The following is a 12,011-nucleotide window of genomic DNA, read 5'->3' as shown; positions in this document are numbered from 1 at the left end:
ACAAATAGCGTTAACGCCATAGACGCAACGGAACCTTCCTGATTGATATTATAGACAATTTTACAGTTTCGCAATAGCGAACACATGCCGTAATGAAAGAAATTTGCGGATGAATAAGCTTCATATTGTTACAAGATGCAACGTGGCTAAGAAACACGGCGATATGTAACTATCTGGCGTTTTTGACGCAACTATTGCTCTTGCTTACAAGCCTGTTGTGGACATTTGCAATGCAAGATGTGACTCTTGCCAGATGGCCTCGAAGCGGTGCCGTGAAAGTTCGCAGGCGGCAGGATCGTCGAAAGCTGCCTCGCCACGCAGATGGTCGCTATGAAAGCGGCGCACGATGTGCCGGTCGTCGCCGATACAGAAGGAGTCGGTGAGCTGGCGCAGGCTGCGCGGTGTTTGCCGGCACTCGCACAGGTGGCTGTAGTCGCGCAGCAGGCGCAAGAAGCGCGGATAGTGGCGCTCGATGTGGGAAGGATCGTGCAGCGCCAGGCGCAGCCGGCCGCCGCGGGCAAGAAAGGCCCGCAGCGCGGTGTCGGTGATGGTGCTGCCGAGTGGAAAGACCGAGAAGTCGGGATCGAAGACGGCCAGGGTGGCCCGTGACGCTTCGATGCAGGCGTGAAACTGCGCCTCGCAGTCGAGGCGGGTGTCGAAAGCAATCGTGCGTGGTTCGCTCATCGACACCTCGTCCATCAACCCAGCTCGACCCAGCCGTCCTGGTACCAGGTGTACAGGGCTTCGAGCACGTCGTCGGTGGCCTTGTCCAGTACGGCGCCGGCGATGCGGCGCTCGTTGGCCAGCACGTCCAGCACCGCCTTGTCGGCGCGGCCGACGGCGAACGATTCGCCGTTGATGAAGACGTGCTTGCCGCGGTACAGCATCAAGGTCTTGCTGGACAGCTTGATGCCGCGCTTGGCGGCGGTTTCCATGAAGCGGCCCACGGTCAGCGGTTTTGCCGGGCCAGTAAAGAAGACATTATGCTTGGGTTCGGACATGTGTTCGCCCAGGAACACGGTCACGTCTTCCTCGTCCCAGCGCACCTTGTTCAATTCTTCGGTGACGGTGTCGAGCATATCGCGTGGGATCTCGGCCGGGTTCTTGGCCGGCTTCAATTCCGGATCGCCATAACGGCCAGGCAAATCGATGGAGTCGGCCATGAATTGCAGGAAGGCCTCGCCCAATTCCTGGAACGAAGGGGAGCGGAAACCGATCGAATAGGTCATGCATTCGCCTTCGGCAATGCCGTCGTGGGCGTAATGCGGCGGCAGGTACAGCATATCGCCCGGTTCGAGCACGAATTCTTCTTCGGGCCTGAAATTGGCCAGGATCTTGAGCGGCAAGCCTTCGACCACCGTCAGGTCTTGCTGCGAACCGATCTTCCAGCGGCGCTTGCCGTGGGCCTGCAGCAGGAATACATCGTAAGAATCATAGTGGGGGCCGACGCCGGCGCCATCGGTGGCGAAGCTGATCATCAGGTCGTCCAGGCGGGCATCGGGCACGAAGCGGAACTGACGCAGCAGATCGTCGGCGCGTTCATCGTACAGGTTTACGCCCTGGACCAGCATCGTCCAGTTGGGTTCGGTGCGGGCCGGGAGCTCGGCCAGGGGGCCGTGCTGCATGTCCCAGTTGCCACCCTTCTGGGTGACCAGGCGCGATTCGACGTGATTCTGGCGCGCCATCTCGGCCAGTTTCTCGAACTTGAGCAGGGGCTTGAAGCCGGGGATGGCGCCACGGATCAGGAGCGGTTTCTTGTGCCAATAATCGCGCAGAAACTCGGCGGGAGTAATATTCCCGAGAAGCGGTAATTTTTTCATGCGTCATTATAACCAGCCGGGCAAGTCGTAGAACCCATCGGGGGTATAATCCGAGCCTTACAATGAAAGGATGTGCGATGAAGATTGCCAAAGACACGGTCGTGACGGTTAACTACAAGCTGTCGGATGCCCAGAACAACCTGATCGAAGAAGGCGCGCAGCCGATGGTTTACCTGCACGGCGGCTACGAGAATACCCTGCCGAAGATCGAAGAAGAACTCGACGGCAAGGAAGTCGGCTATTCGTCGACGATCCAGGTAGAACCGGACGACGCGTTTGGCGATTACGAGCCAGAGCTGGTCAAGGTCGAAGAGCGCGCCCGCCTGCCGGAGCCGATCGAAGTCGGCATGCAGTTCGAAGGCATGGCTGAAGGCGGCGACGACGAGCCGGTGATCTTCACCGTGACCGAGATCGCCGAAGACAAGGTGGTCCTGGACGGTAACCACCCGCTGGCCGGCATGGCCCTGCGCTTCGATCTGTCGGTGATCGACGTGCGCGCAGCCACCACTGAAGAAATCCAGCACGGCCACGTGCATGGCGCAGGCGGTCATCATCATGAGATGGACGATAGCGACGAGGGCGACCACTTCCGTAGTCAGCCACTGCAGTAATCATCGAATCGTTCGCGGTCCCTGCAGCGCAGGGCCGCGGATGCCTCATTGCTTCGCGTCTTCGACCGCGAACGTCGCTTCCTTCCCCGCCTTCACATTTACCTCGACCGCCTTCGTCCCTACCGACAGCTGTCCCAGGTTGCCGTTCCACTCGATCTCGGGTTTCTTCCCATGCGGCTTGCCGCCGTCGACCAGCAGCACCTTGCCATCGAATTTGAGCGCCTGGCCCTGGATCTGGCGCCGCACTGCCTCGAACCCATCCTTCTCCACCGGATCGCGCCGCAGAAGGCCGCGTAGCCCCGCTGGCTGGTCCAGGTAGAACGGCCGCACCGCGCCTTCCGAGAACAGCACCAGCGCCTCGGCCTTGTCGCTGCGCGCGATCGCGAACAGGCGGTTCAGCCAGAAGCGGTTGGCGACCGTCCGGTCTTCGTATTCGCTGTTGCGCCCGGCCGCCGGCAGGAAGTGATTGTTGCCGGCCGGGAGATTGATGGTGGCATACAGCACCTTGCCGACCTTCCAGTGGGCATTCTCGGCATAGCTGCGAAAACGCGGGCTGGCCGACAGCTGGGTCAGGTGGATTTTCTCGCGGCCCAGCGACTCGGGCTCGCCATGGAATAGTTCGCGCAGGCGGTTCAGGCGCTCGATCGCATTGGTGCGGTTGGCCGAGTTGCGGCAGGCCGTCCAGTCGCTGCCGGCCAGCGACACGACGGTCGGCCGCCGGGCGCGCTCGATGATGTCGCGCCGCTCCTGGTACAGCCGGTCGCCGCAGCTTTCCTTCTCGCCTTTGATGCCGTTGATGACGACGAAGGCCAGCGATTTTTCGGATGAATCGGCCAGCGCCGCTTTCAGGCGCGCCTCACCGTCCTCGCCCGAGTCGTTGCCGATCACCGCGAACCGGTGCGCGCTGCTGTCCGCCTTGTCCTTTGCGCCGGCAAGCGACGCGAAGGACAGCAGGGCGGCCAGCAGGAGTGATCGGCGCCGTGCTTGCATCAGGCGGCGAGGCGCTTGAGCTCGTAGAGACGTTCGAGCGCTTCGCGTGGCGTCAACGCGTCCGGGTCGATCGCATCGAGCGCGTCGCGCAGGCCGTCGTCCAGGGGCTCCGCAGCAAACGCCGGCGCCGGGGCCTCGTCGATTTCTTCCTCGGCGAGCGGCGCGGCGAACAGGTCGCGCTGCGGCGTCGCATCCAGCGCCTGCGCTTCCAGGCGCGCCAGGTGCTTGCGCGCGGCCTTGATCACAGGCTGCGGCACGCCCGCCAGCTGCGCCACCTGCAGGCCGTAGCTTTGCGAGGCAGGACCATCCTGCACCGCGTGCAGGAACACGATGCTGTCCTTGTGCTCGACCGCCGACAGGTGCACGTTGGTGGCGCTCGGATAGGTCTCGGGCAGCTGGGTCAGCTCGAAGTAGTGGGTTGCGAACAGCGTGAAGCTGCGGCTGGTGTCGATCAGGTGGCGCGCGATCGCCCAGGCCAGCGCCAGGCCGTCGAAGGTCGAGGTGCCGCGGCCGACTTCGTCCATCAGCACCAGCGAGTGCTCGGTGGCGCCATTCAGGATCGCGGCCGATTCGGTCATCTCGACCATGAAGGTCGAACGGCCGTTGGCCAGGTCATCGCTGGCGCCGATGCGGGTGAAGATGCGGTCGATCGGGCCGAGCGTCGCGCTGGTGGCCGGCACGTAGCTGCCGACGTAGGCCAGCAGCGTGATCAGGGCCACCTGGCGCATGAAGGTCGATTTACCGCCCATGTTCGGGCCGGTAATCAGCAATAAGCGCCGCTCGTTGGACAGCTTGCAGTCGTTGGCGATGAAGCGTTCGATCTGGTTTTCCACCACCGGATGGCGGCCTTCGACGATGGTCAGGCACGGCGCATCGCTCAGCGTAGGCGCGCACCAGTTGTGGCGCAGCGCGTGGCTCGACAGCGCCACCAGCACGTCGACCTGGGCCAGGGCGCGCGCGATGGTCTGTAGAACGCCGATATGGGGCGCCAGGTCGGCCAGCAGCTGGTCGTACAGGATTTTTTCGCGCGCCAGCGCGCGGTCTTGCGCTGACAGGGCCTTGTCTTCGAAGGCCTTCAGTTCGGGCGTGATGTAGCGTTCGCAGTTCTTGAGGGTCTGGCGGCGGCGGTAATCGTCCGGCACCTTGTCGGCCTGGCCGTTGGTGACTTCGATATAGAAGCCGTGCACCTTGTTGTACTCGACCCGCAGGTTGGCGATGCCGGTGCGGGCGCGCTCGCGCGTCTCGAGGTCGACCAGGAACTGGCCGGCGTTCTCAGACAGCGCGCGCAGCTCATCGAGCTCGGCGTCGAAGCCGCGCGCGAACACGCCGCCGTCGCGCACCATCGCCGCCGGCTCTTCCATCACGGCGCGCGTGAGCAGGTCGACGCACGCGCCCGGCGTGGCGAGATCGTCGTGGATCTCGCGCAGCAGGCAGGTGTCGCCCGGGATGAAGCAGCGCGCCACCTGTTCGCGCACGACAGGCAGCGCTGTCAGGCCAACGCGCAGGGCGGCCAGGTCGCGCGGCCGCGCGGTGAGCAGGGCGATGCGGGTGGTGATGCGTTCAATGTCCGGCACTTGGGCCAGGGTCGACGACAGCGCGTCGTTGGCATCGGCCTGGATCAGTGCTTCGATCGACTGGTGGCGGCTGCGTGCGATGGATTGGTCGCGGCGCGCGTGGTGCAGCCAGTAGCGCAGCAGGCGCGAGCCCATCGCGGTGCGGCAGCCGTCCAGCAGCGAGAACAGGGTCGGCGACTCCTGGCCGCGGATGGTCTCGGTCAGTTCCAGGTTGCGGCGGGTGGCGGCGTCCAGGCCGATGTATTCGTTCTCGGTTTCGCAGGCGAGGCCGCGCACGTGCTGCAGGCCGCGGCCTTGGGTCGACTGCGCATAGCGCAGCAACGCGCCGGCTGCGCCGAACGCGGCGCCGAGACCATCGGCGCCGAAGCCGGTGAGGGTGGCCACGCCCAGTTGCTCGAGCAGGGCGCCGTGGCCCTTGACCACATCAAAGTGCCATTCGGGCACACGCTGGAGGTGGGCATGAGAAGCATCAGTCTCGAACATGTCAGCGCAATCTGCGCGCAGGATCTCGGCCGGCGCGATGCGTTCGAGTTCGTGCGCCAGGCGCTGTTCGACGGCGCGCGCATCGCCCGAGAATTCCATCAGGCGCAGGTTGCCGCTGGCGAGCGACAGCCACGCCAGGCCGGCGGTGACGGTTTTACGCTGGTTGATCAGGCACAGCGCCAGCAGCGGGCGCTCGGCCTTCTCGGGCAGCAGGTCGGAATCGGTGAGGGTGCCGGGGGTGACCACGCGCACCACCTTGCGTTCGACCGGACCTTTCGACAGGGCCGGGTCGCCGATCTGCTCGCAGATGGCGCAGGATTCGCCCAGCTTGACCAGCTTGGCCAGGTAGCCGTCTAGCGAGTGGAAGGGCACGCCGGCCATCTTGATCGGCTGGTCGCCCGACTTGCCGCGCGCGGTGAGGGTGATACCGAGCACGCGCGAGGCTTTTTCGGCGTCCTCGAAGAACAGCTCGTAGAAGTCGCCCATGCGGTAGAACACCAGCATGGTGGGGTAGTCGGCCTTGATGCGCAGGTATTGCTGCATCATCGGAGTGTGCTTTTCCGTCGCGCTGTTCTTGATGGCGGCGGCGTTGATTTCTTTGGGGGCGGTGGTCATGTCGTCTGAATCGGTACGGCTTGGCGCGTGAAAGGCCAGGACTTGACATTTTAACCCGATCGACCCGGCAGTCCGCTGCAAAGATCGTCGTTGCTCAAGAGTTTTTTCTCGAGTGCTAGCCGCTAAAGTGCATTGTCAATAGAGGACGCTCGTGCTTCAAGCGGCGTGCGCGATATTGCTGAAGCTTTGCCTCGGCGCTGCCATCCGTTACAAGCGAGTCACCACGCGGTCCAGAAGCGCTTCGAGCGAATCCATTCGGCAATTGTACGCGTCGATATTCGCATCCAGCCATTCGCTACGGCTGAGCGGCTCCCAGCGCAGGGCGTACCCGGCATTAATGCTGATGACTTCAAACAGGAGCCGTTGGGCGCGACCATTACCATCCCGAAAAGGATGAATGACGTTGAGTTCGCTGTAGTAATGAGCCAGCCGACTGACAAAGCTCTTGCGCGATGAATTTACAAGGTAGTTTTCTTGTTCCAGCTGTCTGAAGAGCTTTTCCGCCTCGGGTTCGATCCTGCTCACGTTGGCGAAACGAGTTCCGCCTTTGCTGATGTCGACGGTGCGCAGTTCGCCGGCCCAGCGGTAGACGTCCTGGAAGAGATGGCGATGGATGGCACACAGCGCGGACAGCGAAATGTCGTCGAAGTCAGGTTCGAACTGTTCGATGCGCGCCTGGGTCAACTCGACCTCGGCGACTTCGAGGCCATCCTCGTCGGTGATGGCAAGCTTGTTGATCAGGCGTCCGAATTGGCGTAGCAGTACTGCGTGTCTCCGCCAACGCCATACTTATCAGGCACGGGTCGGCTTCAGCGTCGGCTTGGCTGTCGAGGGCTTCTTGGCAGCGACCGGCTGTGGCGACAGGCCCTCCAGGCGTAGGCTGGCGCGATAGTTCTCGGTACGGAGTTTCAGGAAAGCCCTGCGCTTCATCTCATTCGTCAGCATTGCACGCTTCCTTAAAGAGTTTCGGATATTGTAACCCTCTCTTGACGGCCAGGATACAGGGGCGCAGTCCATTCGTTGTAACGCGATTGTTCGGCGTGCTCATGGCGAGCGCATGGCGCTTGCGTCAAACAAAAAATCGTTGCTGCTCGCGAGTTTTTCGTCTGAAACACCGGCGGCCGGCAGAAGCCGGCCACCCTTTTCAACAATTACGGTTTCGCCGCAGCCTTCGCCTGTGCAATCCAGCTATCGAACAGTTCCTGATGGAACTTGATCCACCCGGCCGTATGGCGCGCGATATCGTCCTGCGACCCTTGCCCATTGCGCACGCGCTCGTTCTGCGCATTGATATCGGCAATCGGCAAGCGCATGACCTCGAACAGCTTGACCGCCGCCGGATTCTTCTCGGCCCAGGTGCGATTGACGACGAAGCGCGTGGTGTTGACGGCAAATCCATAATCGCTGCCGTCGGCCATGCGGGTATTGGTGTTTTGTGGATTCGATGAGTGCGGCACCTGCAGCCATACGACGTCCTTGCCCGGCACCAGCACGCTGCTCACCCAGTAGGGCGTCCAGGTGTAATACAGGATCGATTCGCCGCGCTTGTAGCGGCCGATCGTATCGGCGATCAGCGCCGAATAGCTGCCCTGCACATGCTTGACCGTCGGACGCAGCTTGTAGCCGTCCATATGGTGTTCGATCATCGCCTCGCAGCCCCAGCCCGGATCGCAGCCGGTCAGGTCGGCCTTGCCATCGCCGTCATGGTCGAACAGCTTGGCGATGGCCGGGTCGCGCAACTGGTCGATATTGGTGATGTTGTGCTTCTCTGCCGTGGCCTTGTCGATCAGGTAGCCCTGGGCGGCAGGGCCGGCATACTGGCCTACACGCAGCAACTTGGCGTCGCCGCCCGCGTTGTCGTAATAGTCCTTGTGCAGCGGGTCCCAGTGCACCGCGAGGAAGGTCGCGTCGCCATTGCTGACGGCGATGTGCGCGGTCGGGTAGGCGATTTCCTTGCTCGGCTGCGTTTCATAGCCCAGCTGTTCCAGGGCGCGATTGGCCAGCATGGTCTGGAAGGTTTCTTCGGCCAGCGGGCCTTGCAGGGCCTGCACCTTGATGCCCTTGCCGGGCAGGTCGGCGCTTGGCGTTTGCGCCGTCGCGATGCCGGTGCAGAGGGCGAGCCCGGCAAGCACGAGGGCCGAGGTCCAGCGAAACGCGCGCTGCGTTTTATAGGTGGCGTTGAAGTGTTCGGTTTGACGCATCGTTATCCTTTCCAGTCTTATTGTGCGGTGGTGGGCGTGGCGGCTGGGGCCGCATCGGAGCCGGCGGCACCGCCGAGGCGGCGCAGGACGAAGCCAACTGGACCGGTCTGGTGCCAGTGGCGCACGCCGCGGCGCGGTTGCCCCATGGCCTGGGTCAGGCGGTCCAGCATGATGGCCAGCAGGACGATGCCGAGACCGCCCACGGTGGCCAGGCCCATGTCCAGGCGGCCAATACCGCGCAGCACCATCTGGCCGAGGCCGCCGACCGCGATCATCGAGGCGATCACCACCATCGACAGCGACAGCATCAGCGCCTGGTTGATGCCGGCCATGATCGACGGCATTGCCAGCGGCAGTTGCACGCGGGTCAAGAGCTGCCAGGGCGAGGCGCCATAGGCGCGCGCCGCTTCGATCAGGTCGGGACGCACCTGGCGAATGCCGAGGTTGGTCAGGCGCACCAGCGGCGGCAGGGCGAAGATGATGGTGACGATCACGCCTGGCGCATTGCCGATACCGAACAGCATGACCACCGGCACCAGGTAGACGAAGGCTGGCGTCGTCTGCATGGCGTCGAGCAGCGGGCGCAGGATGTTCTGCGCGCGGTCACTACTGGCCAGGAAGATCCCCAACGGTAAGCCGATGATCAGGCAGAACACCAGCGAGGTCAGCACCAGCGACAGGGTGATCATCGCTTCCGGCCACACGCCCAGCGCGGCGACCGCCACCAGCGCCAGCACGGTGCCGACGGCCAGCGCACGGCTGGTGAACTGCCATGCCAGCAGGCCGATGATGGCGATCAGGGCGAGGGACGGCACGGCCAGCAGCAGCTGGCTGGACCCGGTCAGCGTTGCGTCGATCGGCGCACGCACGGCCTGGAAGAAGGGGCGGAAATGCTCGACCACCCAGCCCAGCCCATCGTTGATCCAGGATTGCAGCGGCAGCGCGCCATCGAGGGCGTGCGCCAGGTCGAAACTGCTGGCGTGCTCGGGCGTGACAGCCGGCCCCGCCGCGTCGAGCCAGGAAGTGTCGCTCGGTGGCGTCGGCAGCCAGGGGTTGGTCTGGGCGACTTGCTCTGCCGCCTGCTGTACTGCCGTGATGCTGTTTTCGGTCGTGCTCATGCTTGTCCTTTCTGATGCTGTGCCTCGGGAATGGCGGGCGTGTCGGGGTCGAGGAATTTCAGCAAGGTGGTCTTGCTGATCGCGCCGCACAGGCGTCCGTCATCGCCCACCACCGGCACCGCGTACGGCAGTTGCGCCACCTGGCCGAACAGGCCGGCGACGGGTTCGTCCGCCTTGATGGTCTGCACGTCCGCCAGGAAGGCATGCGCCAGGCCCAGCGGGCCGGTATGGCCGTCGAGGGCGCTGCGCAGGGAGTCCACCGACACCAGGCCGAGGAATTCGCGCTGCGGATTGACGACGTAGGCATAGGTGCGGTCCTGCTCCTCCAGCATGGAGAGCGCCGCGCGCGAACCGCGGGTCGGCGATTCCGACACCACGATCTGGCTCTTGCGGGCGATGTCGCTGGCCTTGAAGACCGCCGCCGCATCGACGCCGCGCACGAAATTGCGCACGTAATCGTCGGCGGGCTTGCGCAGGATTTCCTCGGGCGTGCCGACCTGCACCACGTGGCCATCCTTCATGATGGCGATCCGGTCGCCGATACGCATCGCTTCGTCCAGGTCATGCGAAATGAAGACGATGGTGCGGCGCTTGATCTGCTGCAGGCGCAGCAGCTCGGATTGCATCTCGGTGCGCATGATCGGGTCGAGCGCCGAAAACGCCTCGTCCATCAGCAGGATCGATGGATCGCTGGCCAGCGCACGGGCCAGGCCCACGCGCTGCTGCATGCCGCCGGACAGTTCGTCGGGATAGCTGGCAGCATAGCCCGCCAGGCCAACCTGGGCCAAAGCTTGCCGCGCCTGCTCATGGCGCTCGGCCTTGGGAATGCCGGCCAGCTCCATGCCGAAGGCGGTGTTGTCGAGCACCGTGATATGCGGCAGCAGCGCGAACGACTGGAACACCATGCTGATGTCCTTGCGGCGCAAGGCGCGCAACTCGGCGTCCGGCAGCGTGTTGATGTCGTTGCCGTCGACCAGGATGCGGCCGTCGGTCGGCTCGACCAGGCGGTTGAGCATGCGCACCAGGGTCGACTTGCCCGAACCGGACAGGCCCATGATGACGAAGATCTCGCCCGCTTCGATAGTGAAGGTGGCGTCGAACACGCCGATCGTGCAGCCGGTCTTGGCCAGGATGTCTTGCTTGTTGGCGCCTTGGCGAACCAGCGCCAGCGCGTCGTCGGGCTGGTCGCCGTACACCTTGAAGACATGGTCGATGATGATTTGTTTTGCCACGTTGTTGTTCTCCTTCGATTTGGCGAATGGAATGAAACCCTGCAGCCAATGGCGTTCATGGGAATCGATGGACCCGAACCGTCGGCAGTGCGAACGGTGCGCAAGCGCGCAGGCGACGGAAAGGGCGGACGCTTTGCCGGCGGGCGGGTGCTGACGCGCATTGCGTCAACGATGTCGGGATGCTGGCGCTAGGCCTAAGAGCTATTTCCCACCCAACGGATGGCAAATATGGTGCAGCAGGGGTGTTGCTACGAATAACTATTGTCTAGTGGGCATGAATTATAGAGCAAGTCGAATGATAAGTCAATTTGATTTATTTATTCGACGTGCGCGACGCTGGAGCGACTATCGCTTGTGCTCGGTTCGCCATGCGCCCGGCGCCAGGCCCATCATTTTTCGGAACGTCCTGCCAAAGTGAACCGGATCCGCAAAGCCCGTGGCGTGCGCCACCTCGCCCAGGCTCGCATCGGAAGCGGACAGCAACTGCTGTGCGCGCCGGATGCGGGCGTCGAGCTGCCATTGGTAGGGCGCCAGGCCGGTCGATATCTTGAACGCGCGGCTGAAATGGGCTTGCGACAGGTTGACCAGCGCCGCCAGGGTTTCGAGCTCGACACGGTGCGGGAGATTCGCATCCATATAGTCGATCACCCGTCGCAGCTGCCATGGCGCGAGTCCACCGGCTTTGAATTCCGTGATGCGCGGCGCTGCGAATAGCTGGGACGATACGGCGGTAATAATGCCGTCGCCATATAAATGCATCGACGGGTCGGGGTTATGGACTGCCTCGGAAAGCAGCTTGACCAGATGCCAGATCCGGTCGTTGGAAAAACGCAGCCTCGGGACGCCGATCCTGTCCGGATCCAATGTCGTTTCGAGGCGTTCGCTCAGGACGTCGAGGTCGAACACGAGCACGGCGTCGACGACGCGGCGCGCGTATTTTGTGTGGCCCCAGATCTCCATGCCGGCCGGCGCGAAATACATATGTCGCGGCACATGCTCGACGGGGCATGGTCGATGCTGTTGCAGACGCGGCTCGCATGCGCCTCCATGCTCTTCCAGCACGACGCTGAGGCGTGCGTGATCGCGGTGCGGCAGGATGCTCGTGCCCTCGCCGTCACAGTCGTAGCCTGTGACGACGAGCTGGACGCCGCTCCACGCGCGGCCCGCCTGCGAGAGACCGATGATGTTGTGGGGGAGCGGCGGGGGCGTGACCATTGGGGCGCTAATAAGGTTCTCCTAACACTGACTTCGTAGATCCGGCGCAGCAGGAATGAACCAACGATAGCAGGATTGAACATTGTCGCGCCTATATCGGATTGGTATCGTTCTATCTCCAACGCATGGGCGTCGGGACGATTTTGCTGGCC

The 12,011-nt window shown here is 63.3% G+C and carries 11 protein-coding genes; 1 reads left to right on the top strand and 10 read right to left on the bottom strand.

What is annotated here, in order from left to right:
• Nucleotides 1–204 precede the first annotated feature (204 nt).
• Nucleotides 205–684 carry a DUF7931 domain-containing protein gene (locus AC3A6F_RS08405; protein ID WP_487679728.1) on the bottom strand — a complete coding sequence of 160 codons (480 nt, stop codon included), beginning with the start codon at nt 682–684 and terminating at the stop codon, nt 205–207.
• 14 nt (nt 685–698) lie between these two features.
• Nucleotides 699–1,820 carry a JmjC domain-containing protein gene (locus AC3A6F_RS08400; RefSeq protein ID WP_487679726.1) on the bottom strand — a complete coding sequence of 374 codons (1,122 nt, stop codon included), beginning with the start codon at nt 1,818–1,820 and terminating at the stop codon, nt 699–701.
• A 77-nt stretch (nt 1,821–1,897) separates the two neighbouring features.
• Here AC3A6F_RS08400 and AC3A6F_RS08395 point away from each other — a divergent pair, with 77 nt between their 5' ends.
• A complete protein-coding gene (locus AC3A6F_RS08395) occupies nt 1,898–2,431 on the top strand; it encodes an FKBP-type peptidyl-prolyl cis-trans isomerase (RefSeq protein ID WP_487679724.1) in 534 nt (177 codons plus the stop codon).
• A 45-nt stretch (nt 2,432–2,476) separates the two neighbouring features.
• Here the strand turns inward: AC3A6F_RS08395 and AC3A6F_RS08390 are convergent, their stop codons facing one another.
• From AC3A6F_RS08390 to AC3A6F_RS08355, 8 genes are all read right to left on the bottom strand, one after another.
• Nucleotides 2,477–3,421, bottom strand: a complete 945-nt coding sequence (locus AC3A6F_RS08390; RefSeq protein ID WP_487679722.1) for a hypothetical protein — start codon at nt 3,419–3,421, stop codon at nt 2,477–2,479.
• Entirely contained in the window at nt 3,421–6,093 is a 2,673-nt protein-coding gene (mutS, locus tag AC3A6F_RS08385; protein ID WP_487679721.1) for a DNA mismatch repair protein MutS, read from the bottom strand. Before mutS ends, AC3A6F_RS08390 begins: the two co-directional genes overlap by 1 nt.
• Before the next feature lie 207 nt (nt 6,094–6,300).
• Nucleotides 6,301–6,777, bottom strand: a complete 477-nt coding sequence (locus AC3A6F_RS08380; protein ID WP_487679719.1) for a Fic/DOC family protein — start codon at nt 6,775–6,777, stop codon at nt 6,301–6,303.
• A gap of 108 nt (nt 6,778–6,885) precedes the next feature.
• On the bottom strand, nt 6,886–7,023 hold the full coding sequence (locus AC3A6F_RS08375) for a YhfG family protein (protein WP_487679717.1): 138 nt from the start codon (nt 7,021–7,023) through the stop codon (nt 6,886–6,888).
• Between the two features lie 221 nt (nt 7,024–7,244).
• Nucleotides 7,245–8,294 carry a glycine betaine/L-proline ABC transporter substrate-binding protein ProX gene (proX, locus tag AC3A6F_RS08370; protein WP_487679715.1) on the bottom strand — a complete coding sequence of 350 codons (1,050 nt, stop codon included), beginning with the start codon at nt 8,292–8,294 and terminating at the stop codon, nt 7,245–7,247.
• A 17-nt stretch (nt 8,295–8,311) separates the two neighbouring features.
• Complete coding sequence (proW, locus tag AC3A6F_RS08365) at nt 8,312–9,412, bottom strand: glycine betaine/L-proline ABC transporter permease ProW (RefSeq protein ID WP_487679713.1); 1,101 nt, start codon at nt 9,410–9,412, stop codon at nt 8,312–8,314.
• Entirely contained in the window at nt 9,409–10,644 is a 1,236-nt protein-coding gene (gene proV, locus AC3A6F_RS08360; RefSeq protein ID WP_487679711.1) for a glycine betaine/L-proline ABC transporter ATP-binding protein ProV, read from the bottom strand. The genes proW and proV overlap by 4 nt, the downstream gene beginning before the upstream one ends.
• Before the next feature lie 345 nt (nt 10,645–10,989).
• On the bottom strand, nt 10,990–11,859 hold the full coding sequence (locus tag AC3A6F_RS08355) for a helix-turn-helix domain-containing protein (RefSeq protein ID WP_487679709.1): 870 nt from the start codon (nt 11,857–11,859) through the stop codon (nt 10,990–10,992).
• Between the last annotated feature and the right edge of the window lie 152 nt (nt 11,860–12,011).

This window comes from Massilia sp. Soil_C_3, assembly GCF_057657035.1.
This window is presented reverse-complemented; position numbering and strand designations above follow the sequence as displayed.